17 protein-coding genes and 1 pseudogene are annotated in these 26,624 nt (G+C 65.0%); 9 read left to right on the forward strand and 9 right to left on the reverse strand.

Annotated features, from left to right (window positions below; genetic code table 11):
• Positions 1 to 1,032 carry a type VI secretion system protein TssA gene (tssA, locus tag OKW45_RS08865; protein WP_429467305.1) on the reverse strand — a complete coding sequence of 344 codons (1,032 nt, stop codon included), beginning with the start codon at positions 1,030 to 1,032 and terminating at the stop codon, positions 1 to 3.
• Between the two features lie 781 nt (positions 1,033 to 1,813).
• Here tssA and OKW45_RS08870 point away from each other — a divergent pair.
• The 3 genes from OKW45_RS08870 to OKW45_RS08880 are packed head-to-tail and all read left to right on the forward strand — an operon-like array spanning position 1,814 to position 4,257.
• Positions 1,814 to 2,590 carry a hypothetical protein gene (locus OKW45_RS08870; protein WP_429467308.1) on the forward strand — a complete coding sequence of 259 codons (777 nt, stop codon included), beginning with the start codon at positions 1,814 to 1,816 and terminating at the stop codon, positions 2,588 to 2,590.
• A gap of 34 nt (positions 2,591 to 2,624) precedes the next feature.
• Positions 2,625 to 3,422: a PP2C family protein-serine/threonine phosphatase gene (locus OKW45_RS08875; RefSeq protein WP_429467311.1), complete on the forward strand. Its 798-nt coding sequence runs from the start codon at positions 2,625 to 2,627 to the stop codon at positions 3,420 to 3,422.
• A gap of 34 nt (positions 3,423 to 3,456) precedes the next feature.
• Positions 3,457 to 4,257, forward strand: a complete 801-nt coding sequence (locus OKW45_RS08880) for a glycosyltransferase family 2 protein (RefSeq protein ID WP_429467313.1) — start codon at positions 3,457 to 3,459, stop codon at positions 4,255 to 4,257.
• On the opposite strand, the gene OKW45_RS08885 is transcribed toward OKW45_RS08880, so the two are convergent.
• The 3 genes from OKW45_RS08885 to OKW45_RS08895 all read right to left on the reverse strand — a co-directional run bounded on the left by OKW45_RS08885 (position 4,254) and on the right by OKW45_RS08895 (position 12,802).
• Complete coding sequence (locus OKW45_RS08885) at positions 4,254 to 8,810, reverse strand: beta strand repeat-containing protein (protein ID WP_429467315.1); 4,557 nt, start codon at positions 8,808 to 8,810, stop codon at positions 4,254 to 4,256. The two genes, OKW45_RS08880 and OKW45_RS08885, sit on opposite strands and share 4 nt — an antisense overlap.
• An 81-nt stretch (positions 8,811 to 8,891) precedes the next feature.
• On the reverse strand, positions 8,892 to 10,565 hold the full coding sequence (locus tag OKW45_RS08890; protein ID WP_429467317.1) for a ShlB/FhaC/HecB family hemolysin secretion/activation protein: 1,674 nt from the start codon (positions 10,563 to 10,565) through the stop codon (positions 8,892 to 8,894).
• Positions 10,566 to 10,585: 20 nt separating this feature from the next.
• Entirely contained in the window at positions 10,586 to 12,802 is a 2,217-nt protein-coding gene (locus OKW45_RS08895; protein WP_429467320.1) for a CHAT domain-containing protein, read from the reverse strand.
• Between the two features lie 277 nt (positions 12,803 to 13,079).
• On the opposite strand from OKW45_RS08895, the gene OKW45_RS08900 reads away from it, so the two are divergent.
• From OKW45_RS08900 to OKW45_RS08910, 3 genes are all read left to right on the forward strand, one after another.
• A complete protein-coding gene (locus OKW45_RS08900; protein ID WP_429467322.1) occupies positions 13,080 to 15,065 on the forward strand; it encodes a protein kinase domain-containing protein in 1,986 nt (661 codons plus the stop codon).
• Positions 15,066 to 15,102: 37 nt separating this feature from the next.
• On the forward strand, positions 15,103 to 16,758 hold the full coding sequence (mltA, locus tag OKW45_RS08905; protein ID WP_429467324.1) for a murein transglycosylase A: 1,656 nt from the start codon (positions 15,103 to 15,105) through the stop codon (positions 16,756 to 16,758).
• 85 nt (positions 16,759 to 16,843) lie between these two features.
• Complete coding sequence (locus tag OKW45_RS08910) at positions 16,844 to 17,437, forward strand: ParB-like protein (RefSeq protein WP_018423007.1); 594 nt, start codon at positions 16,844 to 16,846, stop codon at positions 17,435 to 17,437.
• 13 nt (positions 17,438 to 17,450) lie between these two features.
• Here the strand turns inward: OKW45_RS08910 and tssJ are convergent, their stop codons facing one another.
• From tssJ to OKW45_RS08925, 3 genes and pseudogenes are all read right to left on the reverse strand, one after another.
• The gene (gene tssJ, locus OKW45_RS08915) at positions 17,451 to 17,972 is read right to left on the reverse strand and encodes a type VI secretion system lipoprotein TssJ (RefSeq protein ID WP_429467326.1); all 522 of its coding nucleotides are present in this window, start codon (positions 17,970 to 17,972) and stop codon (positions 17,451 to 17,453) included.
• 26 nt (positions 17,973 to 17,998) lie between these two features.
• Positions 17,999 to 18,949, reverse strand: a pseudogene (gene tssG / locus OKW45_RS08920) (type VI secretion system baseplate subunit TssG); the annotation flags it as partial.
• A gap of 852 nt (positions 18,950 to 19,801) precedes the next feature.
• On the reverse strand, positions 19,802 to 20,098 hold the full coding sequence (locus tag OKW45_RS08925; RefSeq protein WP_429467329.1) for a hypothetical protein: 297 nt from the start codon (positions 20,096 to 20,098) through the stop codon (positions 19,802 to 19,804).
• A gap of 770 nt (positions 20,099 to 20,868) precedes the next feature.
• On the opposite strand from OKW45_RS08925, the gene OKW45_RS08930 reads away from it, so the two are divergent.
• From OKW45_RS08930 to OKW45_RS08940, 3 genes are all read left to right on the forward strand, one after another.
• Positions 20,869 to 22,161 (forward strand): cation:proton antiporter, encoded by a 1,293-nt coding sequence (locus OKW45_RS08930; protein WP_429467331.1) that lies wholly within the window; start codon positions 20,869 to 20,871, stop codon positions 22,159 to 22,161.
• A gap of 411 nt (positions 22,162 to 22,572) precedes the next feature.
• Positions 22,573 to 22,851, forward strand: coding sequence for a DUF1488 family protein (locus tag OKW45_RS08935; RefSeq protein WP_018423012.1), 279 nt, complete (start codon positions 22,573 to 22,575; stop codon positions 22,849 to 22,851).
• A 17-nt stretch (positions 22,852 to 22,868) separates the two neighbouring features.
• Positions 22,869 to 23,660 (forward strand): phosphate/phosphite/phosphonate ABC transporter substrate-binding protein, encoded by a 792-nt coding sequence (locus OKW45_RS08940; protein WP_018423013.1) that lies wholly within the window; start codon positions 22,869 to 22,871, stop codon positions 23,658 to 23,660.
• Positions 23,661 to 23,693: 33 nt separating this feature from the next.
• Here the strand turns inward: OKW45_RS08940 and OKW45_RS08945 are convergent, their stop codons facing one another.
• Positions 23,694 to 25,763, reverse strand: coding sequence for an acetyl/propionyl/methylcrotonyl-CoA carboxylase subunit alpha (locus OKW45_RS08945; RefSeq protein WP_429467334.1), 2,070 nt, complete (start codon positions 25,761 to 25,763; stop codon positions 23,694 to 23,696).
• 52 nt (positions 25,764 to 25,815) lie between these two features.
• Positions 25,816 to 26,601 (reverse strand): enoyl-CoA hydratase/isomerase family protein, encoded by a 786-nt coding sequence (locus OKW45_RS08950; protein WP_429467337.1) that lies wholly within the window; start codon positions 26,599 to 26,601, stop codon positions 25,816 to 25,818.
• Between the last annotated feature and the right edge of the window lie 23 nt (positions 26,602 to 26,624).

Genomic DNA, 26,624 nt, shown 5'->3' on the forward strand with positions numbered 1-26,624 from the left:
TCACTCGTTTTCGATACCGCCGGCCTGCCTGGCCTGGCGCACGCCTTCGGGCGCGAGGTCCTGCAGAATTTCCATGAAGTTCCTGTCGACCAGCCGGCGCGCGCGCAGCAGCAGCAGCGGTACCGGGCTGGAGGGTTCGTGACGCTCGTAGTACGCGCAGATCTTGTCGATCATGCGAATCACGTCCTGACGGTCGGTGATGTCGCCGGACAGCAGCACGGGTGCGGGCGCCGCGCCGGCGCTTTCGCCCGGGGTCACGTCGCCGTTCGGCGATGCCTGCTGCGCTCCGTCCGGGACATCGAGACGCTCGCCGAGAAAGTCGGCCGCACGCCGCAGCAGCCTCGATAGCGGCGACAGATCGATGGAGCGCGCCGCGCCGACACGCTCGGTCAATACCGTCTCGATGCGCATCGCGCTATGCGTGGCCGCGAGCAAGGCCGTGTGCGCTTCGGCGGCGTCTTCGTGGGCGTCGGCGATCACCGCGTCGATCGAGCTCAGCGACGCCGCCTCGACGCCCTTGGGCAGCGGCACTTCGCCGGTCGCATATTCGATGTCGCGCAAGCTGACGTCACCATGCGCGCGCGACGACGCGAGCGGTGCGTCGCGCACGTCCACCAGCATGCCGGACGGTTCAACGAGGGCGGCGAGCGCGTTGACGCGGGCGGTCGGATCGTTGTCGTCGTCGGGATCGAGCTGTGGATAGACATGGTCCCAGCGCTGTTCGAGCAGGCCTTCGACGAGCGCGAGGCCCTCGGCGAAGCCGGAGAAACCTCGGCGATTGAGCAGCGCGCGCGTCAGGTGTACCGCGACGCGCAAGTCGCGGCCTTTTGCGAGCAGATCGAGCGATAGCGCTTCGGCCACTTTCCAGTCAGGTGGCGTGGCGGCGACCATGGTCTCGCCGAACTGCACCTCCGGCTTGCCGTGGACGACCTGCTCGAGCGCAAGGAAGTCAGGGTCGTACTCGAGGTCGTCCCCGCATGGACTGGCAGCTGATATATCGGCAAGCATTTCGCCCGCGAGAAGCGTGGCCATGTCTGGTATCGGTCTCGGATGAGTAGTCTCGACGCACCGTAAGTGACCGGTACGGGTTGCCCTTGCCCGCCGGGAATCAACGTTCCCGGAAATACGTGTTAACTCTAATTAGATTGCCTTCGCCAGCTATTGCGATGTTTTTAGCGAGCGTTGTCCTTTCTCGGCGGCAATCCGATATGAGAATAGCACGCAGCCCGGAAAATCAAAGCCGGATAGCAATAGAAACGATTTTGTTTAATTAAGCGAAGTAGTATATGTAATACCATTCAACTCCATAAACACTTAAGACGTTTTAACATTTCGTTCCGGCACCATTACCCGTCACAAGCTCGGCCGGTCGTCTTACGACCTCAGCAGCGCGCCCTTTCAGGACGGTCGATTGGCGAGATATCCCGATGTCTAGGTAAACGAATCAGCTGCTCGGATTTTTTAAAAATTTTGACCTCCCCGGATTGCCGGTAGGCGCTTACATGGCGTTTAGGGTTAGTCCTGATAGCGATAGAACCCGTCGTCAAGGCGGTGAATAACATATTAAGTTTTAACTTGTAATAAATAAAACGTGCCAATAGACTAAGTCTGTTTTCCAATCACGCGCCGCTTGCAGGGCGGAATTGCCGGTATTGCAAGTGTTTGGCATACGCATCTGCCCGATATGGCGGCAAAGCGAGTGCCGGATTCATTGGGGACAGGAAACCGGCGCACCACAAACGCGGCGAAATGGGTAGTGTCAGCAGCCGGGCTCCGCCCTGAAGAAGCGGGGCTCACCACCTCGGGGTGAAAAGTGGCAGATATCCAAAGCGCTGCAATTGCCGACCACGCTGGAGAAAGCGCACTGCCCGACCTGTGGCAACGCCGCACCTGCCTCAGCCACGACGAAATGGCGTCGATCTATACGATCGTGCGCCGCGCGCTGACCGGCTACCATCCGTCGGAATTGCAGGCGCTGGGCGAGGACAAGGAAGAACTGATCTCGCAGTTCCTCTATCTCAAGGTGTTCCGCCTCGATACCGCGCCGACGGCATTGCCCACTTTCCCGCTGCACAGCGCGCCTTCGACCAGCCATGCCGTGTGCGCCTATTTCCGCCGCTATCTGATCGACTGTCTGCGCAGCGCGAGCCATCAGCGCAACGTGTCGCTCGACGAAGGCGACGTGATGCTCGAAATCGACCGGCAAACGGCTTTTCATCCCGATCCGATCGGCTCGGTCCTGTTGCAATACGGTCTGCACGAAGCCGAGGTACGCGAATCCGCGTCGCATTTCATCGCTTCGCTCGACGACGCCGACCGCATGCTGCTCGCCGGCAGTCTCGGCTGGCTGTCGAACGAGAAAGGCGGTCTGTCGCAGGTGGCCGCGCGTTACGGCGTCGCGTCGTATCACTACCGGGCGCGCAAACTTGGCGTCACGCTGAAAAAAGGCTCGATACCCGCCGACTTCGCCCGCACGCAAATCGGCCGATGGATCGAGCACAACCTCGGCATCGACATCTCGCCGGGCAATCGCATCGTCATCCTGCTGGTTCTGGGCATTCTGTCCGCGCAGTCGCACGCGCAGGAATGAGCTCGACAGACCACGAGCATATGAGAGGTCAACGGTGCAACTTGCCACCGCGAGCCTGACCGACCGAGGCGACCGCCCGCGCAACGAAGATTCGTTCGGCGACTGGTCGAGCGAACGGCTCTACTATTGCGTCGTCGCCGACGGCGCCGGCGGACACGGCGGCGGCGACACCGCCTCGCGCCTCGTGGTCGCTTCGGTGCTGGCGGATTTGCGCTACCTGACCGTTGCCGAGTTGCCGCCGACGGGCGACCGGCTGATCAGCGCGCTCACGCATGCCAATGAGAACATCGTCGAAGAACAGTTGCGCGGCACAGGCAATGAAAAAGACATGCGCTCGACGGCCGTGGTGCTCGCCATCGACCGCGAATGCGCGACGGCCGCGTGGGCCCATTGCGGCGACACCCGCCTCTACTGTTTCCGCCACGGCGAGATCTGCGCGCGCACGCGCGACCACAGCATGGTTCAGCAGATGGTCGACGCGCGGCTGCTCGCCGAGGAGGAGATGCGTCATCATCCGCGCCGCAACGTGCTGTATGCGGCGCTGGGCACGCGCGACGCACTATCCATTGCGGGCGTCGACGGTACCTTCGCGCTGCATGACGGTGACGCTTTCCTGATCTGCACGGACGGCCTGTGGGAGTACGCCGACGACGCCGGCATCGCCGACGCGCTGGCTCATGCGGCGACACCGGGCGCCTGGCTCGACGCGCTCGCGCAACAGGTGCGCGCGAGCGCCAGCACGAATCACGACAACTTCACGGCGTTCGCGGTGTGGGTCGGCGACGACGACGCGCAGGCGACGCAATTGATGTTCGGCCCGGCACAGGCGTAACGCAGCGGATCAGCATCGGAACGGGGCTCGCATCATGCCGATCTCGATCATCATTCCCTGTCTGCAGATGGCGGCAACGCTTGGCCGCGCACTGGAAAGCTGCCTGATCCAGCCGGAGGCGGCACAAATCATCGTCGTCGACGATGGCTCGACCGATGCTTCGATCGAAGTCGCGCAAGATTACGGCCGCCTCGACGCGCGCGTGCAGGTGCTGCGCATGCACGTGAACGGCGGCGTCGCCGCCGCGCGCAACTGGGCCGCGATGCACGCGACCGAGGATCTGCTCGGATTCATCGATGCCGACGACGAATATCTGCCCGGCGCGCTGGCCGCGGCGAGTGGCTATCTGCAGCGTTGTCCGGGCGAGGCATCGGTGCGGCTCGATGTCGACTATGCGGGCTTTCCGCGCGCGATCGTCGAGCATCCCGATTTCGAAAAATACGCGGCGATCCTCAGCAACACCGTGCCGAGCAGTCTCGTGATCCGGCGGGCGGTGTATCGCGCGCTGGGCGGGTTCCCGCTCGACGCGTTCTTTCGTCGCGTCGGCGGAGAAGACGGCGCGTTTTCGTGGGCATTGAGCAGGCTGTTCGGCAACCGGCGGCTGATCGACGCGAAACGGGTGCGCCAGCATTACCACCCGGCCATCCACGCTGAACGATTCTTCCGGATTCACCTCGGGATGGAGCAGCCCGTCCACCAGGAGGTCGTCGAAGCATGGCGGCTCTCGCAACGGTTCGTCGCGAGCGCCGAGGCCGCCATCGCGCAACTGCGCGCGCTGCATTCACCCGAAGGCGCCGCGCCACCCGTCCCGCCCGCTTCGCCCGGCTCCCGCTAGAAGTCACCGCAGCCGTGCTGGGCGTTCGTCAGCATGCAGCTGTTCAGGTTCGGCTGCGAACGCACCCGCTTCCATTCGACCGCGAGGATGTCCTGATTCTCGCCAAGCGGCGTCGTGCTGAAGAGCGGCTGGTTCGAGCCGATGCAGATGTTGGTGCCCTGCAGATTGTTTTCGTAGACGAACGTCTGCTCCTGGCTGCTGAAAAAAGTCTGCAGACCGCTTTGCGCGACCGGATTGGGGATCGGGCCCTGCGGGTTCGAGATCGTGCTCGGAAACGGAGTCACCGTCAGCGTGCCCGGCACTTCGTTGACGATATAGCCCACGCTGGACGTGAAGTTCGGGTCGATCGGATAGCCGCCCGCCGGTGAAGTCAGAGTGGCCGTGGTCGTTTCCGAGCCGCTCAACGTGCCCGCGGCGGTATCGCCGTTGATCAGGCCGCTCGTCGTGTAGGTGAACGCCGGGTTCGGTGCGCCGACGTAGCGCGTCGCGCCGTCCGCGGTGACCGTGACCGTCGGCCGTGCGACATAGACGAAATGATTGCCGGTGGTGGGCACCGTGCCGCCCCAACTACAGCCCGAGCCAAACAGGCAGCCGTAGAAATTGGGCTGCGCGGTGTTCGGCTGCACGCTGCCGCGTGTCTCGCCGCTCCAGGTGCTGGCCCAGACTCGCCATGCGTTGCCTGCGCCAGGTGTGCCGGAGTTCGCATCGACGAACACGCCGTTCTCCATCACCAGATCGATCGAGCCGCCCGCGTTCAGATTCGTATTCGGAGCCGTCGCGGACGGCGTGCTCGCGCCCAGCCCGATATTGCCGGTCGTAGCGGTCGCGACGAGGCTGCCGGTCAGCGTGGAGTTCGTCACGCTGATCGGGCTCAACTGGCTCGCGGCGGAGTCGAACGTCTGGCTCGTCAGCGGGCCGATCACGAAGCCATGCGAGTTCGAGAAGTCGACGCTCCCCGCGTTGGCCATCGCCAGCACGCCGACGTCGTTTTGCGGATCGGTCAGCGTGAAGGTACCGGGGCCGGCGAGAATCAGCCCGGCGGCCTGGATGCCGCCAGGGTCCGTGACGGGACCGGCCGACAGCAGCATCAAGGTCTGGCCCGGAGTCGAAATGCCGTAGGTCAGCGCAATCCCTTGACTGCCCGCGCCCGGGTTGGACAGCGTGAGATTGTTCGCGAAGCCCGGACGTGTCGGCACGCAAGTCGAGCCGCCCGATACGCACTGCCCGCCGACGGTGATGCGCCCGGTTTGCGTGCTGGACCCGAGCACGATGCTGGGAATCGACGCGAAGGTCGAGAAAGTCGGGGCGTCGACGCTGAGACCGCCGCCCGTGCCGAGCAGCGTGATCGGTGTCGCGTTCTGAGCGGTGATCGTGAAGCTCGACGGGTCCACCGACGCCGGCATGATCGACAGCACGCCGCCCGGCGACGACAGCGTCGCCTGCGTGATGGCGAGGCTGCTCGCCGTGCCGTCGTTGAATGCGCGCAACACGATCGAAGCGGGATTCGTCGTCGAGATCGTCACGTTGTCGGCGGTGGCATTGACGACCGCGCTCGTCACGCCGCCGGTGACGATGGAGGTCGGATTGGTCAGCCCAAACTCGCTCTGCTCGGTCGCGGGCACCCCAAGGCCGACCGCGACGCCCGGATCTGACGTCGTGGTCGAACCGGCGATGCCGATCGTAGTGGCACGCGTCCCGGTCGCGCTGATCGCGCCATTGGCGATCAGCACGCCGTAGTCGTTCTGCAGGTTCGGACTGCTGCCTGCCGGGCCGCTCACCGCGCCGCGGATATCGATCGCCCCGCCGTTGGTCGACGTGATCGTCGTGCCGTCGGTGATCAGCACACCCTGCACGAACGGACCGGTGCCGCTGCCGAACAGGCTCACCGTGCCTGTGCCCGTCGTCACCGATACGGCGGCTGTCTGGATGCAGTCCACGCATAGCGTGTTCTCGAACATCAGCCCGATCACCGAGTCGCCGTTCACCGCGGCTCCAACGCTTTGGCCGGTGAACTTGAGGTTGCCGCTCGTCGACTGGACCGACGACCCATGCATGTCGAGGCCGATGCTGACGTTCATGTTCGACGACACGCTTCCGGCGGCGGAAATGTCGCCGCTGCCGGTGCTCAACGTGGTGCCATAAAAATAGACGCCGTCCGCGAAAGTGCCGCCGGCGGCTGTACCGGTGACATTGCCCGTCACGCCGATCGAGCCGGTCGTGTTGGAGATTGTGGTGTTCTGAATCTCGACGCCGAAGCCCCCTTGCGCGCTTTGCGTCACGCTACCGTTGACCGTGATCGCGCCGCCCGAACTGCCGAGCCCGGGCAGCAGCGCGGGACCCTCGCCCACCGTGGCGCCGCCGGTCACGAACACGCCCGTAGCGCTGCTGCCTGAGGAACTGCCGTTCACGCTCAGTGCCCCGCTCGTCGTGCTAGCTGAAGTGCCGGATAGAAGCACGCCGATGCCCTGATCCTCGATATTCGAACTGCCGGCGCCGCTCATGGTGAGCGCGCCGCTGCCGGTTTGAATCGTATTGTCACCTTGCGCGATCACGCCGTCGTTGCCTCCGCCGCCGGCGGTAGCCGTGCCGGTGATGCGAAGCGCGCCGCTCGTCGTCGAGAGCGAGCTGGTGCCGTTGATCGCCACACCGTTGGCGTTCGGGCCCAGCGCGACACCCGACAGCGAGAACACGCCGCCCTCCGTGGAAATGGTCGACGAGTCGATGAAAATGCCCGACGACGACGTGATCAGATAGCCAATCGCCACGCCATTGATCGGGAACGTGCCGGTGACCGTCAGATCGCCGCCCGCGGTGTCGATGTTCGAGTTCTGGATCAGGACCGGGCTCGCGCTACCGCTTCCCAACGTCACGCTGCCGCCGTTGGTCTTCACCGTGACGCCCTGGAACGAGACCAGACTGAGCGGACTCGTGCCGCCCACATTCGCATCGAATACGAGGCTGAGCGGCCCCGCGCTCGACGTGATGGTGTTGTTGACCAGCACCGATCCCGTCGCGCTCAGCTTCAGCGTGGCGGGAAGCGTGCCGGTCGTGAGGTTGAGCGGCGCGTCGACGGCTATGTCGCCCGCGCCGAAGTTGGGATCGGTCCCTGTCAGTACTGTCACCGACGTGCCGAGGCTGAGCGGACCGGTAAGCGCCGTGTTCAGGATGAACGTGCTGCCCGTGATCGGCCCGAACGTCATGGTGTTCGAATCGGTTGCGGTCTGCGTCGGGACCGGCGCCGCGGTGACATCCGGCACCTGCGTCACGATGTCGACCTCGAACGGATCGAGCAGCCACCTGCCGCCCTGACCCTTCGCCGCCGATGCGTCGACGCTCATGCCGGTCGTGTCGAGCGTGTGGCCGGACGTTTCGATCAAGCCGCCGTTACCGCCCTGCGGCCCGCCCTTCGCGGTCAACCTGCCGTAAATGCGGCTGGCCGTTTCGCTGTAAGCCACGACGTTGCCGCCATTGCCGTCGACGAGCGCATCCGCATGGAGGCTGGCGCTCGGCGACATCCAGATCGCATTGGCATTGCGAACGGAGGGGTCCGCACCCGCCGGGCCGCCGCCGAAGTGGACGGTTCCGCCGCCCGCGGCGCCGCTCGCATCGACGTACGCTCCGGCCAGCAGCGCCACGTCGTAGCCGGTCACGTCGATCCTGCCGCCGGATTGCCCCGCGCCGCCACTGGCGTCGAGCGTCCCGCTCACCTGTGTCACGCCGTTCGTGCCGCCGTCGAGCAGAATGCGGCCGTCGTGTTCGCTCAGGCTCTGCGCGCGCACGATGCCTTGCTGGTTGATGACGGTGCCCGCCAGCGCGTCGGCCGTCTGTGCGCTCATCACCACGGTGCCGCCGTCGGCGGCCAGCGTGCCGGTATTGCCGATCAGCGCGTGCGCCGCGCCCTGGTTGATCTTCAGGGTGGTCAAACCGTCGCCGGCAAAGTCGACGGTGATGTCGTTGCCCGCGCCCAGCGCGACGCTGCCCAGTTTTGCGCTGACCGTGCCGCTATTGCTGACCGTGCCGCCGAGCAACGCGATGGTGCCGCCCGCGGCCGCCGTCAGCGACCCAGCATTGCTGAGAGCCGCCGCCGACGCGCCGACGAAATGGAAGTTGCCGGCAAGGAAATCGGCATTGGAGATATTGAGTGTCGAGGCGATCATCGACCCCACGTTCACCGATGATCCCGGCGCAAAGATCACCCCCGCCGGATTGACGAGAAACACCTTGCCGTTGGCCCGCAGGCGTCCGGCGATCACGCTGGGGTCGTTGCCCGTCACGCGGTTGAGCAGCGCGGCGGAAGCCGACGGCTGCGAGATCCTGACCGCTTCGCCGCTACCGATCGAAAACGTGTTCCAGTTGACGATCGCATTGGACGAGCCCTGCGTGATGTGCATCTGTCCCGCGCCCGGCGAGTTGATGCTGACCGTGCCGGCCACCACCTGGGCGCCGGTCGGATTCGCTAGCACGAGCGGCATATACGACGCCGCGAACAACGCGGCGACCGCGCCGGCGATCGTGCTCACATGCCCCGGTCGCACATTGCATCGCTTGTTCATCGCACACCTCGGCACAGATTGCTGCTGCTTGTCGTTGCGTTTCGTCTCGTTTCGTTGCGTTTCGTTGCATTTCGCTGCCAGCTAGAACGTCTTGGTCAGTTGCACATAAAAGCGCGGCAGCCTGTCGTTGCCGGTCGTATCGGGCCCGGTCGTGCGCCATGCGACCGTGCCCTGAAGCGAAAAGCCGCCCGGCGCGGCCCAGAACGCGCCGAGACCCAGGCCACTGCGCGTGATCACGTTCGACCCTTGGCCCGGACGCGGCGTGGCGTTGTACCACCCGGTACCGAAGTCGAAGAACGTGAACACGGTCGCCCGCGCATCGATCGCAAAGCGCCCTTCGAGGGTGGCGACGAACCCCTCGTCGACCAGTGCCTCGGACGGCGAATAAGCGCGCACCGCGTGCGGGCCGCCGAGCAGGAAGCGCGACGAACTGTCGAGCGTGGTTCCGGCCCACTGGCCGGACACGCCGGCGAATACGCTGAGCCGCTCGGTGATCGCGTTCAGGCGGTTGGCGAAGAAAGTGGCGCGCACTTCGGTGCCTTGCGTGTCGCGTCCGAGCGGCGAGGCATCGAGCGCCTCGGCTTGCGCGTTGCGGAAATGCAGACTGCCGATCAACAGTTCGACATCCGCGCTATTGAAGCCGCCGCCGAACAGCGCGTCGCGGCTTTCATAGCTCAGGCCGATACTGCCTTCCACCAGCGATCTGGGATTGTGTTGATCGACGATGCCGACGTTGTCGATCAGGTCGCGATACTCGAAATTGACGCGCCCCAACAGGCTCTGATTGCGTGTGCGCACGAGCGGATGCGTGAGCGTGAAGTCCACCACGGTCGCCTCGCCCTGCGCATCGAGCGACGCGAATTCCTGGCCGAGCGCATAGTTGAGCCGCGACACCGCGACCCCGACGCGCGTACCTTGCGCATTGATCGGCGCTTCGTAGCCGACGCGCCCGTAAAGGGTGTCGCTGCGTTCGCTGGCGAGCAGCCGCAGGTCCAGGTTGTCGCCGATCATGAACGGCGAGTTCAGGCGCGCGAGCGCGCCGAGCCGCCAGGTACCGCTGGACTCCGCCCCGAAGTTGTCGACATCGAGCGCAAAGGTCCAGCGTTTGGCCGGCGCGACGTTGACGCTCAGATCGACCGTGCCGGGCTCCTCGCCCGCTTCGATTGCCGAGGAGACCTGAATACCCGGCAGATCGGACAGCAGCAGCATGGTCCGTTCGAGTTCGTGCTGCTGCAGCGGCTTGCCCAACGGAATCTGCGCGACCCGCGCGCGCAACAGATCTTCGCGGATCGGCGTGCCAGCCGCGATGTCGAGCCGCACATGGCCGACGCGCCCTTCGAGCACGCTCATTTCGACGTTGCCGGACGTGACGTCCTGCGGCGGGATCACCACCTGGGCGAGCAGATAGCCGTGATCGCGATAAACCCGCGTGATGCGCGCGGCAATCTCTTCTAGCCCGGCGAGACTGGTTTGCTTGCCGAGCTTGTCCTGAACGGGCGCAAGCAGCGCGTCGCTGGCGATCGTGTCGTTGCCCTTCAATGTGATGCTCTTCAGCAGGAAGGTCGGGCCGGGCGCTGTCACGGGCGCCGCCGGCGGAGGCACGGCGGGTAACGCCTGAGCGCCGCCCGGCGGCGCCGGCCGGGTCTCGCGCGGCGCCGTCTGGTTCAGGATGCTGCCCGCGTTCGGCAGCGTCTGGCCCCACGCGAGCGCACTACTGCAGGACACCGCCGCGGCGATCAGTCGGAGTCTGTTCATCGGTCTAGGGTCTGTTTGGTTCATCCCTGCTGCTGACGCGCGATGGTCAAACGCCAGCCACCCATCAGGTCGAATGGCGCCCAGAAGAACGGATGCGCGAAGCGCGGCGTGTGCAGAACCGCCAGTTGCGCGGTGCGCATCGCGTCGATCGCGTCATGGCCTTGCGCGAGTTGCGCGTAGAAGGTGCGCATCGTCAGCGCGCTCGATTCGTCCGCGACCGGCCACATCGACACGATCAGGCTGGTGGCGCCGGCATAGAAGAACGCGCGCGTGAAGCCGAGAATTTCGTCGCCGCGCGCGATCCGGCCAAGCCCCGTCTCACAGGCCGACAGCGTGACGAGCGAGACGTTGTTGAGCTTCAGGTTGTAGATGTCTTTCGCCAGCAGCGAGTCCGGGCCGTCGGCCGGCTGCGTCGCGGGCGCGAGCAGGATGCTCGAGTGCAACGGATCGATCGTGTCGGCTTGGGCGTGCGTCGCCACGTGCAACACGCGTCCGGCGGGCGCGTTGTCGCGAAAGCTCAGGCGCGTGGCATCGCCATGCAGAAACACCTCGTTGCGCGCGAACAGCGGCGCGATGCCCTGCACTTCCGCCTCGGCCCCTGGCAGCGCATAGGCAGGTGTGATGGTCGGATTGCCGAACGCGACCAGATCGCTCGCGATCTTCTGCTGGCGTTGCGCGAGTTGTACCGCGACGCTCGCCGATGGTTCGAGTGCGATCGCATGGCGTTCGATCAGAAAGCCGTCGGCATCGTGCAGCGCCTGAAACGGCAGATAGTGCAGCGCGCCGTGCGGCACGATGATGAGCCGCTCGTTCGCGCGCAAGCCGAGCGGCGCGATCAGCAACGCATCGAGCTTGTCGCCATAGGTCAGCGCGGCCGGTCGCCGGCGCACGATCGCATTGCGCAGGTCGGTCACGGCGGCATCCATGTCCGCGCGCGCAACCGGCAACGTGTGGCCGGTCAGGCCATCGTTGCGCACCACCCAGACGATCAGCTCGTTGGGCAGGCTGTGAAATTCGACGATCGCCTCGTTGGGCCGGAGCGCGCCGCGCGTCGCGGCAAGACTCGGCACCTGCCCGTTCAATTGACGGTCGTCGACGCCGGCGTCGACGCGGTTGCGCACGACGTCGAGCAGCGCACGCGCCCGGCTGCGTTCGGACAGACTCCATGCGCTCTCGTAGTCGCCGGCTTCGACCGTCAGCGCGATGGCCTCTTCGAATACCGTTTGCGTGTCGCCGAACAGCGCCGTCTTGAACTCGTCGCTGCGAAACCGCGTGCGGATTTTCTCGGAGTCGTCGACGGCCAGCAGGTAGGCTTCGCGCGCATGCGGCTTGTCGCCGAGCGCGAGGTCGGCGCGGCCGATTCCTTCGTGGGCCCACAGGCGGTCGTAGTTGGCGTCGCTGGAATTGCCGCTTTGGCTCAACAGCGCTTCGAACGCGTGTTTCGCATCCTCGGGCTTGCCTTCGGCCAGCAGCAGATTGCCTTCGATGCGCCGGTAGGCGGGCGCGAGTTCCGCAGTGGCCGGTGCGCCGACAGCATCGAAGGTTTGGCGCGCGCCAGGCGTATCGCCCTCGGCGAGCTGCGCGTTGATGATCGACATCAGCACCAGCGGTTTGTAACGCGGCGAGGCGATCGTGAGCGCGTCTTCGTAGGCGGCCAGCGCCTGCTGCGGCTTGCCCCGGCGCAACGCGACATCGCCGAGCACCTTGTTGGCCGGAGCAAAGACCTGCTCGGGCGCCTTCGGCGTCGAAGCGAGCGCATCGCGGGCGTAGCGTTCGGCATTGTCGAGGTCGCCGGCATAGCTGTAGGCGATCGCGAGATCGCGTTTGGACAGGGCCGCCAGATCCGCATTGTTGGTCTGCCCGGCCACCACCAGGGCGCGCGCCGCGGCATCGACGCTGTCGCGGAAGTCGCCGCGCTCGGCGGCCGCGACGGACATGCTGCAATAGTCGTAGGCAGGGAGTTTGACGCGATCTCGCGACAGCAGCAGACGTCCCTCGGCCGTCAACGTGTTGATCGTTTCGGCGTCGCGTTCGCGTTCATCGGCCTGGCGAAAGCCGAACGACTCGGGCGCAAGGGCCACGGCGCTCGCGGACCGCGCCGCGGCGGCGGACGTGCCAGCGGCCAGCGTATTGCCCGCCGCGCCCAGCAGCATCGAGCCCATGACGAGCGCGCCCGTGACCCACGCGGCATCGATCCGGTGTGCCATCCCGCTCGATAAGCCTTGGCGCTCGTTCACTTTAACTTCCTGCAAGAAGGCAAAAGGAAGCGGCTGGGATGGAATGCGCGTACAACCCGCAAGCTGCACGCAGCGGTTGACTCACACCGTATAGACGAATCCGGCCGGCCGATTTTGAAACCGGCGGACGCACGCGGACCACCGCTCAGGCACGCGCGCCCGCCTGATTTCAAAAAATGACCCGCTCGTTCGTCTTAAAGACGGACACGCCTGCGCGTGAGGGTGGCGCTCGCGTGTGCCGGGCTCTGCCGTCGTACCCTCCAGGGAGCCACAGCCGATGAGCAGCCCCGACGACAAAACCGTGATCGTGCAACGGGCGTCCGGACCGGACCGCCAGCAGAACCCCGCCGAAGCGGCGCACGCCGATCGTACAGTCGTCACCCGCCCCGCCGCGCAGGGTTCGAACGCGCAACATGCGCTGCCCGCCGGCACACGGCTCGGCGAGTTCGAGATCGTCGATCTGATTGGCGAAGGCGGCTTCGGTATCGTCTATCTCGCCTACGACACCCAGCTAGGACGTCACGTCGCGCTGAAGGAATACATTCCCGCTGCGCTGGCCTCGCGCGTCGGCGCGGCCGAAGTGTCGGTCCGCTCGGAACGTCATGAAGACACCTTTCGCGCCGGCCTGAAAAGCTTCATCAACGAGGCGCGGCTGCTCGCCCGCTTCGATCATCATTCGCTCGTCAAGGTGTACCGGTTCTGGGAGGCCAACGGCACCGCGTACATGGTGATGCCGTACTACGAGGGCGTGACGCTGCGCGACGGCTTGCGCCGCATGGGTGCCCCACCCGATGAAGCATGGCTGCGCGCCCTGCTCGCGCCGCTGCTCGAAGCGCTGGCGGTATTGCATGCGGCGCAGTGCTATCACCGCGACATCGCGCCGGACAACATCATGCTGCTCAAGGGCAGCGGCCGCCCCGTGCTGCTGGACTTCGGCGCGGCGCGGCGCGTGATCGGCGATATGACCCAGGCCTTGACGGTGATCCTGAAGCCCGGCTATGCGCCCGTCGAGCAATATGCTGAAGTGGCGGCTTTGAAACAGGGGCCGTGGACCGATGTGTACGCACTCGCCGCGGTCATCTATTTCGCGATTCAGGGCAAGACACCGCCGCCGTCGGTCGGCAGACTGATGAGCGACACGTATGTGCCGCTCGCCACGGCGGCGGCCGGCCGCTATAGCGAGCGGTTCCTGCGCGCGATCGACCATGCGCTCGCGGTCCGCCCCGAACAGCGCCCGCAAAGCGTTCAGGCGCTGGCGAACGAACTGGGCATTGCCATCGATACGCGTGATGACGCCGATGCGGCGATCGAACCCACGACTCGCGCTTCCATCGAGACAGCGGGTATCAATGCGCCGCGAACAACGACGGCCGCGACAGCCGAGGCGAAGCGCAATGAGCCAGGCACAGCGGCCGTTCCTGCGCCAGGCGGTAGTCAAAAGAAACGCACGGGCTTGATCGCAGCAGGTGCCGTTTGCGTCGTGGCGCTCGCGGCGGTCGGTACGTGGTTTGCCATGCGTTCGCCACCGGCTGCGAGCCCGGCTGTCACGGCAAGCACGGATGCGCGCGACACGGCTTCGCCGAGGCCGGCCGACACGGCTGCGCCGACGCCTGGCAATGCCGCTCAAAGCCCGGCAGCCGTTGCTGCTGTTGCCCCTGTTGCCCCGGTTGCTCCTGCCTCGCCCGCCACGGTTGCCGCGCCCGCCACACCAACCGCGCAGGCCGACAACCTCGCGCCCTTCACCCCCGCGAGCGAACTCGAGCGAATCGTGACGCTGGCCGATCCATCGATTCAGATCACCGCCACACCGCGCAGCACGTCCGCCACGATCGGCAAGGATTATCTGCAGTTCAAACTCGACAGCAACCGCGCGGGCTACGTGTATGTGTTCATGGTCGATCCGGACGGTCAGTACCTGATGCTGTTTCCGAACGGACTCGATCGCAACAACCGGATCGCCGCCGGTCAGACGCTGTCGTTGCCGCGCGCCAGCTGGCCGATGCTGGCGGGCAACCCGCCCGGTCCCAACCACTTTCTGACGCTGGTATCGACGACGCCGCGCGATTTTTCCGACGGTGGATTGAAGTCCGCGGCGCCGTTCCAGTCATTCCCCGCTGATGCCCAGCAGCAAGCGGCCGCGCGTCGCGGCCCGCGCTATTCGCCGTTCGCGGGCAAGCCGCGTTGCCCGGCAGGCACGGCGGATTGCGCCGGCGCGTTCGGCGCCGCCACGTTCACCATCGATGCCGTCAAGCCGCCCGGCTAGCGCGCGCGACGTTCGCGATGGTCCGCAAGGAGGCCGCATGCAAAGAGCTCAGCTTCTCCTGCTTGCGCTGACAGCCACGCTCGCGGCTTGCGCGAGCAACACGCCCGCGACCAGCGTCATCCTGGGGGACACGAGCCATACCGCGACATCGCCGGTCGAGCAGGCGACGCCGACGGCGCAAGCAACGCCACCCGCGCGACCGCCGACGATGCCTGGGCCGACGCCGGCTCCCGTAACGACACACGCGACGGTCTCGGGGACGTCCACCGGCTCGAATAACCCGCGTCCCAAGGCTGCGTTGAGCGGCGGCTTCGCCACGCGCCACGCTTACTACGAGCTGATCGCTTTCGCCGACCTGCCCGGGTGGGACACGGACGACGTCACCGCGTCATGGGAAGCGTTTCGCCGCAGCTGCACCGTGCTCGGCGCGCGCAGCGGCTGGTCGGACCCGTGCAATGCCGCGCGAGCGGTGGACGTTGGCGACGTCGCGGCGATCCGGCGATTCTTCGAAACGTATTTCAACGCGTACCAGATCCGCAATCCCGACCGCTCGCTCGACGGTACGATGACCGGCTACTACGAGCCGCTGCTCAATGGCAGCCAGCAGTACGGCGGCGCCTACCTTTATCCGGTCTATGGCACGCCGGCCGACATGCTCTACCTCGACGCGCGGCGCCTGCCGGACCGCGCGCGAGGTGACGTGAGCGCGGCTCGCATCGATGGACGTAACGTGATCCCGCTCAGCGATACAACGAGTGGCGACCTCAAAGGCGTCTACGCGCTGGACCTGCGCGATAGCGTGCCGGACATCCGCGACAAGAAGATTCGCCTGCGGCTCGATGGCGGGCGCATCGTGCCGTACTACACCCGCGCCGAGATCGAGCGCGGCGCACTGAAGGCGCCGATCCTCGCCTATGTCGACGACCCCGTGATGTTGTACTCGATGCAGTTGCAAGGCGCGGGCAAGGTCCGCATGAGCGACGGCTCGATTCGCCGCTTCGCCTATGCGGAACAGAACGGCCGGCCGTTTCTGCCTCCGCTCGCGCACAGCGGCAACGCGACGGCCGGCGCGCGCAAGCTCGTCGTGCGCGGCATGGAGATGGAGGTCGACATCAGCGGCGACGGCGCGACCGCTGCGAGCAACGAAGGCAATGCGGCGCCCGCCGACGGTGACGACGACGAACCCACGTCGCCGTTGCTGCGCGGTTTCACACTGGCGACGACCACGCCGAAACCTCATCCCGTGTATGCGGTTTCAGATCCGAGCTATGTGTTTTTTCGTGTGGTCCCCGATTCACCGAACGGTCCGCTGGGCGCGTTGGGCGTGCCGCTGTCGGCGGGCCGCTCGGTGGCCGTCGATCCGCGCACCACGCCGCTCGGCGCGCCGGTATTCGTGTCCACGCGTGACGACCCTCAGGCACCCGGCGCGATCAACCGCCTGATGCTCGCGCAGGATTCGGGCGGTGCGATTCAGGGCGCCGTCAGAGCCGACTACTTCTACGGCTTCGGTCAAACCGCGCAGACCCAGGCGAGCCACACCAAAGAGCGGCTGCGCATGTGGGTGCTGCTGCCCAAGGGATTGCGCATCGCCGCGCAGCAGACGTCGTTGAAAACGCGCGGCGGCGGACCTGCCGCCTCCGATGCGGATTGTCTGGTCAGCGATCCGGTGCTGTGTGTGGACGATGCGCCGTAGACGTCTGGCGGAAAGTGGGCGACGCCTCGCCCGGGGCATGAAATATGCGGGAGCCGCGTAATCGCATCCAGCCAAGGAGACCGACATGGACACGCGACAAATCGAAGAGCTCCGTCCCACACAAATGACCCACGGCGCGCGGGAAGTCCGCGAAAAAGCCCGCCAATACCGGTCCCTGAGCAGCCATGACCTGGAGATGGCCATCGCCGAAAAGCCGATACCGGTCGTCTGCGGACCCAACGGCATACCGTTCGCGATCGATCATCACCATGTGGCGGCGGCGCTGTGGCAGGTGGGCGTGCGCGCGGTTCCGGTCGTGCTGGTGCGGGATCTTTCGTCGTACACGTGGGCATCGTTCTGGCTCAGCATGGAAAACCAACGATGGACTTTTCCGTATGACGCGCAAGGCATGCGCCGGCCGTTTGCCGAATTGGCGGAGCACGTGTGGGAAATGAAGGACGATGAATACCGAAGCCTCGCGGCAGCGGTCCGCGATGCCGGCGGCTATGAAAAAACCAGTGTCCCGCTGGAAGAATTTCGCTGGGCCGACTTCTTTCGCGCGACGTTGCCGCGGCCCGATAGCGACGAAAAGTTCACAGCTTTGCTCAAGGAAGCCTTGAAGCTTGCCAGGAGCGACTCTGCATTGGGGCTACCGGGCTATCTCGGTCGCACGGATTGAGTCGGCGGCCCACTTAATCGTGGGCCGCACTGCCCGCCGGCACTAGAAACTGATCCATCAACGAGATCTTCAACGGCTTGTCCGCATCGAGCTTCTTCTTCTCGATCACATACTTCCAACCATCCCCGCTACCCGGATTGCGATAGAACGCGACGACCGCTACATAGTTCGTGTCGGCCCGCATCGGCTGCGACAGGCTTGCCGACGCACCGGGATTCAGCACCGATGCCATGCTCGCCTGCAAGTCCTGCGCGAGCACCGTGCGGTCGTTCTTCAGCAGATCCTCGTACGACGCCCCATCGAACGTCTTGCGGTCCTTCAGCTGATACACGCGCACCGCGACCGATGTCGCACGAGCAGCATCGTCGGGGTTCAGCGCTTCGCGCGCGGACAGATCGATGTCGAGCAACTTGATCTGCTTGAAAAACACCGCGTGATACGCGCTCGACGACGCGTCCGATACGGATTGCCAGGCGCCGCATGCCGACAGCAGCGCGACGGACGCAACGGTGGAAACGGTAAAACGAAGGTTCATCAATGGTCCTTTCGGCGCGTCGTTCATCACGCGGCATGAGTCAGGTACGGATTGGCCACGGGCTTCGGGAGCGCCCGATAGACCCCGAGTGCGACGTCGATCACACGTTCGTTCACGGCAGGCAGCACGGTCGTCCAGCCGAGGCGCGGCGCGGGTCCGGCCGATCCGGCAGCGGCCGGGCCGGGCGAGTTGATCGCCGGCAACGGCGCGAGGCGCGACGACATTTCCATCCGCAGGTGCGCGTCGGCCTTCAGCCCGACATACAACTGCACGAACGCCATCAACTCGCGATGCAGCCATGCACCCGGCAACAGATCGTGCGCCTGCGCGGCATGGGCCGGCCGCAACGTCACGCGTACCGCGCGACTGCGATACGCAAGCCGCTTGCCGAGCACATAGCCGCCGCTGAGGCCGCGGCACGCGCCCTCGTTCACCGCACCGGCACGAGCGGCCGACTATGTCAGCGGCTGCGGCTCGCCCGCGCGCGCGAGCGCGGGAAAGAACTCATCGACGCGCACGTCCGCGCCGGGCACCGCGAGCGCGATCACGCCTGCGAGCCCTTCAGGTGTGCGCGTTCGCTGGATCAGCAGACCGAGCAGCGCGAGCATCCGCGAATCGGACAAGCCGGCGCGTTGCGGCTTGTCACCCCAGCCATAGCCGGCGAGGCACAACAGATTGCGCGAATGCGCATCGCTGCCGCCCGCGCGAAAGCTTTCCGGATAGCGGTACTTCTTCCACGCCCGATACAGCAGCGCGACGAAACGATGATTGAACTGATTGAGAAAGGCCTCGACCGCTTCGTGCCCTTCCTCGCGCATCACGATCTCGTCGATCATGTGCGACGGCATCGCCGCGTCGACGCCGTAAAGACCCATGAACGTCGTGCGCACGGTCGGCGCCGCGGCACTGACCAGGGAATCCGGATCAGCATCGAATTCGACTGCGGCGATCTCGCCCGCCGGAAAGCCTGTGAGCGCTGCTAATCGAATCCGACGCTACGATTCAGATTTATTCGCGAATTCGCCGGTCGATTTGACTGCGACATTTGTTCACAGTTGCTCGGCGGATAACTGGCTATAGTGGGCAAGGTCGATCACGGGTCCGATCGACCTTCCCAGACAGGCATTGAGTCTGTCCTTCGGCAGCCTCGATCACGCCCCGTGTTCGAGGCTTTTTTCCTTGCTGCCCCGTTAGCAAGCGATCACGTGGCCAGTGTGCCGTCCGCCGCATTCATGCGCGCGGGCCGTTCATGAGGATCGGGACTATCGGTCTGAGTCGTCCCCGCAAGGGATACAATAACGGCAAACAGAAAAGTTTTTCGAATAATCATTATTTGTTCCGCTTGCTTTTTCACCCGCATTTGACACAGCCGACATAAGTCGCGAGCTAAACACGCACTTTTAATTGTGTCGCTTGCTTGCGCATAAAAAATAAAAAGTGATCCCCGAATCACATTTTCGCGATTCCCGTTCGACTATAACGATTAAGCAAGAAACGCAATGCAAACAAAAGTTAAAATTGTTGTTTTCCCCTGCCGTGCGGATGTGGCAGTGCGTTACCCGAGCGCCCACAATGTCCACTGACAAAAAAAATCCCGCACAGGGGGGCGGGATTAAAACAACAGGACGCTGAGGAGACGAGCACGCCCTGCCTGGGACCCACACGCACCGCAGGGAGACGCGTGGTTATTTCGACGCTCACCACGACCGACAACCGTAGTCGACGGTCAATGATCGCGAGTGCTTTGAAATGCCGGGACCGCTTGGGCACCCCTGTGCGCGCCCACGCCTGCCGCGTGGCACCACGGCGCCGAGCGCCTCGTGTGGAACTCAGGCCGCCTTGCGCGCGAAACCGTCGCCCATCACGCTCACCACGTCGTCGACGACCCGAGTGGCGGCCGCGAATCCAGCCACCAGCACTTCCCGCAGATCGGTCGACGAACGACCGGGCACCGAAGCTACCCGGAAAGCGGTCGACCACTCGCCGCCGATCAGCCGCGTCTTCAACGTGACGCTCGCCACGTACGCGCGCCGCGCCGTGGCCCTGCCGACATGGGTGGACATATCGGTCGCGCGCAACGCGTTGACCACGATGTCGAATCCCCGATAACGATAGGTTTGCTCCATGCTCTTCTCCGTCTTCACCCATTGCAACACAACTGCATTTCGCCATGTATCGATGCTGCATCATTCTCGACTCGAGTTTGTCAAAAATTGACACATCCTGAGCGATTCCCGGTTAGGGCTTTCCCTGCTCTCGACCTGCCAATTCCGGCGTCAACCATGCTCAATGACGAGCAAAACGGTTTTACTGTGAGATTAGATATATGCTTTACAGATTTTGGAACAATGAATCACAAGGCTCCATGCAATGTGAAGTCATTGGACCGGCAAATTCGGATTACAGATTCATACCGTTTATTCAGATTCGATCGAATAGCCTCGACGAATCAAGCCCCGCGAACCATCTCGAAATAAAAAACTATATCCCAAAATAAAGACCGGAACTCGTCCGGCGCTTCAGTAGTCCGAACACTGCTATTGCCCATCGTGGCGCCCCTTGGCGAGCCTGGCTCCGCCCGGTTCGCCGTCATCCGCTCGTGGTCCAATAAAAAGTACGCTGCGTCTGGCCGCATCGTCCGCTGCGTTTGAATAAAGCGTCCGTCCCGGTACGTCGCTCGATCGCCAGCGGCAAAGATCGTGTCATTACAGACCGCAGATCGCTTATCGGATTGAATGAGCCTGAATAAGGAATTGCTGGTGAAACATCTCGCTGGTTCAATATCGCAATTGTGTCGGCATTCTCTGCCTGCCTGTTTTATGCCTTGTCGCGCGAGTTACCTCGGTGCCACCGTGATCACGCGTTTGCGCCACCGCGAAGCGGGGGAGCGTGCACGATGAGCGTCTTCCAGATTGCCGGTGCTCTGTTCGCCATCGTCGCGCTATTCGGCGTCCTCAATTATCGATTCATCAGGTTGCCCGACACGCTCGGCATCACCGCTGTCGGGCTCGTCGTCTGCGTCGGCATTTCCGCGCTCGGGTTCTACTATCCGGCGATGGCGACCGCCGCGCGCAAGATCGTCGTGCAGATCGATTTTGCCGACATCGTGTTTCACGGCCTGTTAAGTCTGCTGCTGTTCGCCGGCGCGCTGCACGTCGATCTGTCGAAGATGCGCACGCAGCGGCGCGCGGTGCTGATGCTCGCGACGATCGGCGTATTGATTTCGATCGCGGTGGTCGGCTTCGGCTTTTACTACGCGGCACAATGGCTCGGCCAACCGGTGAGCCTGCTGTGGTGTCTCGTGTTCGGCGCGCTGATCTCGCCGACCGATCCGATCGCGGTACTCAGCGTGCTCAAGCGCGCGGCGGCGCCCGAAAGCCTCGAAACCAAGATTACCGGCGAATCGCTGTTCAACGACGGCACGGCCGTCGTCGCATTCGTCACGCTAGTCGGACTCGCGACCGGCGCGAACGAGTTTTCCGCGGGCGCGATCGCATTCGATCTGCTGCGCGAAGTCGCCGGAGCGCTCGTGCTCGGCGCGGCGCTCGGCTTCGGCGCGTCGCTGCTGCTGCGAGGCATCGACAGCTATCCAGTCGAAATCCTGATCACACTCGCGCTCGCGACCGGCGGCTATAGTCTCGCCGAAGCGCTGCACGTGTCAGCGCCTCTCGCGGTCGTGATCATGGGGCTCGTGATCGGCAATCACGGCGCGTCGACGTCGATGTCGGAGAAGACGCGCGAGCATCTGTTCAACTTCTGGGACCTGCTCGACGAGTTGCTCAATCTCGTGCTGTTCGGGCTGATCGGACTCGAAATCATTGCGCTGTCGCTGCGCGTCGAAATCGCTTGGCTCGGGCTCGCGGCGATTCCGGTCGTACTGTTCGCGCGCGGCGTCAGCGTCGCGATTCCGCTGCTCGCGCTGCAGAACTTCCGGCGGCTCAGTCCGCATTCGGCTGTCGTGCTGACGTGGGGCGGACTGCGCGGCGGCATCTCGATTGCGCTTGCTCTGTCGCTGCCGGAGTTTCATGGACGCGAAATGTTCATCGGCGTCACGTATCTCGTCGTGGTATTCAGCCTGCTGATTCAGGCGACGACATTGGGCCCGCTGATCCGTCGGCTCAATATCTCGGGCGCTCACGCAACCCGGCCAGCCCCGCCGGACTCATCGCCTGCACAAAACGCGCGCTAATCGTAAAGTGGATACCTACGCCGATCTGCACCGCGAGGTTGGTGAGAAAATCCAAACACAGTCCGAGACCGGCGCGAGCGATTCTCGCGTCGATTTCGACATTGGATTGCAGCGCCCGATTTAAGCGTTTCCTGAGCAGTTCCCGCCGCGATTCTGACCGGGGCGGCCCACCAGCAGGCGAGACCGATGGCGAGTCGAACCGCCGCCGTCTCCCTCCGGCCACGGTTCGCGCCGCGGCCCTGGCTCGGACTTGAACGAGTCCGCCGCCAGTTTCTGGCTAACTTTCCGCCAGTTTCCGGACCGTCGCGCCTGTCGCGGTGCCGGGCATTTGGCCGTCAATGCCGGTTCTCCCACATACCTGGCAGGCGCGGTTTGTCATCCTGTCGATTCAGGCGTCCGAAGGAGTTCGCCATGTCGGTCTATGTCGATGAAGGGTTCCGGCCCTGTGTGACGGAATGCGCGACGGTCGCGTTCCGCGTGTGCTGCGACGATCGTGCGCAGATTTTTGAAGTCAGCGCCGACGCGCTGGTCGAGTTCTGTGGCGCCGTGAGCCGTCGCAAGCAGGACCTGCTGGTCGCGTTCGAGGATGCGCAGGACGAGATCCTCTCCGTAGCCGCGCAGCGATGGCAGTTCACGCCGAGCGAGCCGGTGCGGCTCGGTCTCGACGAATTCAAATTGGTCAGACATTAGGCGCGAGAAACGCCTTCATGAGCTGGATCGCCGCCCTGCCGATGTACAACGTGACACCCGCGCTCGACCTCGAATGGCGCGAGTGGCTCGACGACGTGCTGCGCCGGGTCAAGCCCGCGTGCCGCATCGTCGAACCGGACGAGGAACTGCACGGCTTCTGGCGGCGCCCGAATCTGCTGATTTCCCAGACCTGCGGTTATCCGCTGATGCAGGGGCTGCACGCGCAGGTGCAATTGGTCGCGACACCCTGCTTCGATGCGCCCGGCTGCGACGGCGCGCATTACTCGAGCGTACTGGTCACGCGCGCCGACGCGCGCTTCGACTCACTCGCCTCGTGCCGCGGCGCACGCGCCGCCTACAACCAGGACGATTCGAACAGCGGCATGAATGCATTTCGTCACGCGGTCGCGCCGCTCGCGCGCGCCGGCATGTTCTTCGGCGCGGTGCTGCGCACGGGCTCGCATCTCGGCTCGCTGCGCGCGGTCGCGGACAATCGTGCGGACGTCGCCGCGATCGACTGCGTGACCTTCGCCTTCGTTTGCGACGTGCTTCCGGAACTCGCGGGGCGCATGCGCGCGATCGGCATGACCGCCGCCTCGCCGGGCTTGCCGCTGATCGCCGCGGCCAATGTGCCGCCGGCCACGGTCGCGGCGTTGCGCGACGCGTTGGACGAGGCGCTGAGCGTCCGCCCCGAGCGTGCAAAACGCCTGCGTTTAAGGGGTTTTTCGACGTTGCCGCTGACCGACTACGCGCGCATCGGCGAGCTGGAAAGTGAAGCGCGCGCCGCGGGCTACGCGCGGCTCGCTTGATTCACCTACTCGCTCGTCTGCCACTCGACGTGCTTATTCACCCGCCTGCTGCACCTCCAGCACCAGCAGTTGCGCGCCGTCGGTGACCTGATCACCGACCGCATACAGCACCTCGGCGACCGTGCCCGCCGCCGGGGCGCCGATCGTATGCTCCATCTTCATCGCTTCCATCACGATCAGCGGCGCGCCCTTCTCGACCACCGCGCCTGGTTCGACCAGCACCGCGATCACTTTGCCCGGCATCGGCGCCGTCAGACGGCCTTCGCCGTGCTCGGCATCCGCGGCATGCGCGAGCAGGTTCTGCCATTCGAATGCGAGCGTCTCACCATGGCAGAACACATGGAACCTGTCGCCGTCGACGAATACACGCCCCGTCACGCGCGCATCGCCGATCGTTGCGCGGAATTCATGGGCGCCCGCGCCGACCGACCATGTGAAGTCCTCGCGCACGCCGTCGTGTTCGAGTGTTTGCACGAGCGCTTGCGTTCCCCCACTGCGCGCAAAGATGACCGTGAACGCGTCGTCGCTGTCGTCGTTGGCGCCGTCGTCGATCACGCGCCAGCCGAGCGTTTGTGTGTAACCGCCATTGAGCCGCCAGTGCGACAGCGCGTCCCACGGCGACGCGCCGTGCGCGGTGCCGCCCTCGCGCGTCAACAATGCGGCGCAAGCGAGCGCGAGCGCTTCCTTGAACGGCTTCTGTGCCGGCGCGAACAGCACGTCGTGATGACGCTCGATCAAACCGGTGTCGAGCTCGCCGCTCGCGAACGGTTCGCTCGCGACGATGCGCCGCAGAAACTCGACGTTCGTGTGCGGCCCGACCACCTCGCAGGCATGCAGCGCATGCGCGAGTCGCGCCAACGCCTCCTCGCGCGTCGCGCCGTGCACGATCAGCTTGGCGATCATCGGATCGTAGAACGGCGTGATCGTGTCACCCTCGCGCACGCCGCTGTCGATACGCACCGGCGCCTTGCGGCCCGGCTCGCCGAGTCCGGCCGCGTCGATCGCGAACTCGACGCCTTCTGGCATGCGCAGATGCTTGAGCGTGCCGGTGGACGGCAGGAAGCCGCGCGCCGGATGCTCTGCGTAGATGCGCGCCTCGATCGCGTGGCCGTCGAGCTTCAACTGCTGCTGGGTGAGCGGCAAACTCTCGCCCGCTGCAACGCGCAACTGCCATTCGACGAGGTCCTGCCCCGTCACCATCTCGGTGACGGGATGCTCGACCTGCAGCCGCGTGTTCATCTCCATGAAATAGAACTCGCCGGCCGGCGTCATGATGAATTCGACCGTACCCGCGCCAACGTAGTTGACCGCGCGCGCGGCGGCCACGGCCGCTTCGCCCATCGCGCGCTTGACCTCGGCCGAGAGCCCCGGCGCGGGCGCTTCCTCGAGCACTTTCTGATGACGCCGCTGCACCGAACAGTCGCGGTCGAACAGATAAACGGCGCCGCCGTGCCGATCGGCGAACACCTGGACTTCGACGTGACGCGGCCGGGTCAGATACTTCTCGATCAGCACGCGATCGTTGCCGAAGCTGCTTGCCGCCTCGCGCTTGCACGACAGCAGCGCGGCCGCGAAGTCCGCACCGCGCTCGACCACGCGCATGCCCTTGCCGCCGCCGCCCGCGCTCGCCTTCAGCAGCACCGGATAGCCGATCGCGTCCGCCTCGCGCTGCAACAGCTGCGGCTCCTGGTCGTCGCCGTGATAGCCTGGCACGAGCGGCACCGCGGCCGCGTGCATCAGCGCTTTCGCGGCGGCCTTCGAGCCCATCGCGGCGATCGCTTCGACCGGCGGTCCGATAAAGACGATGCCGGCCGCCTCGCACGCATGCGCGAAGTCTTCGTTTTCCGAAAGAAAGCCGTAGCCCGGATGCACGGCCTGCGCGCCGGTCGCGCGCGCGGCTTCGATGATCCGCTCGATGCGCAGATAGCTTTGCGCCGCCGTCGAACCGCCGATATGCACCGCTTCGTCGCAGGCGGCGACGTGTTTCGCGTTGGCGTCGGCGTCCGAATAGACGGCCACGCTCGCGATGCCGAGCCGCTTGCAGGTCGCCGCGACGCGGCACGCGATTTCACCCCGGTTGGCGATCAGGATCTTGTTGAACATGAGTGTCTCGATGAAATGGGCGATACGGGGCGATGGTTGTTAGCGAAGCATGTCAGTTGCGCCAGCCCGGCGTGCGCTTTTCGAGGAACGACGCCACGCCTTCGCGGCCCTCTACGCCGGCCCGCGTTTTCGCAATCCGCACGGCGGTGTCCTCGATCAGCGCGGCGCTCAACTCGCGGCCCGCGATGTCCTGCACGAGCCGCTTGCAGGCGCGCACCGCTTGCGGGCCGTTCGCGCACAGCGTCTGCGCGAGTTGCGCGACCGTTGCATCGAGCTGCTCGGCGCTCACCGCTTCGCTGACCAAACCCAGCCGCAACGCGCTCGCGCAGTCGAACGCCTCGGCGGTGAGGAAGTAGCGCCGCGACGCCTGCTCGCCGAGCGCACGAATCACGTATGGCGCGATCGTCGCGGGAATCAGCCCGAGCCGCGCCTCGGACAGGCAGAAGTGCGCGCTGTCGACCGCGACGACGATATCGCACGCGGCAATCAGGCCCATGCCGCCCGCGTATGCGTCGCCGCTCACGCGCGCGATCACCGGCTTGTTGCAGCGATATACCGCCGACAGCATGCCGGCGAGCCGCATCGCATCGGCGCGGTTCTCGTCGTCCGAGTAGCCGGCCATTTTCTTCATCCAGTTCAGGTCGGCGCCCGCGCAAAACGCCTTGCCGTTCGCGGCCAGCACCACCGCTCGCACGTCGTCGCGCGTGTGGAGCGCGGTGAATGCGGCAGTCAGCTCGGCGATCATCGTTTCATTGAACGCGTTGCGCACGTCCGGACGATTGAGCGTGACCGTCGCGATCTGGCCGGCAACCTCGACCTTCAGCGTTTCGTATTGCATGCGTAGCACTCCTTTGCCTTACA

It is taken from the genome of Paraburkholderia lebeckiae (genome assembly GCF_050436225.1).
Lineage (GTDB): Bacteria > Pseudomonadota > Gammaproteobacteria > Burkholderiales > Burkholderiaceae > Paraburkholderia > Paraburkholderia tuberum.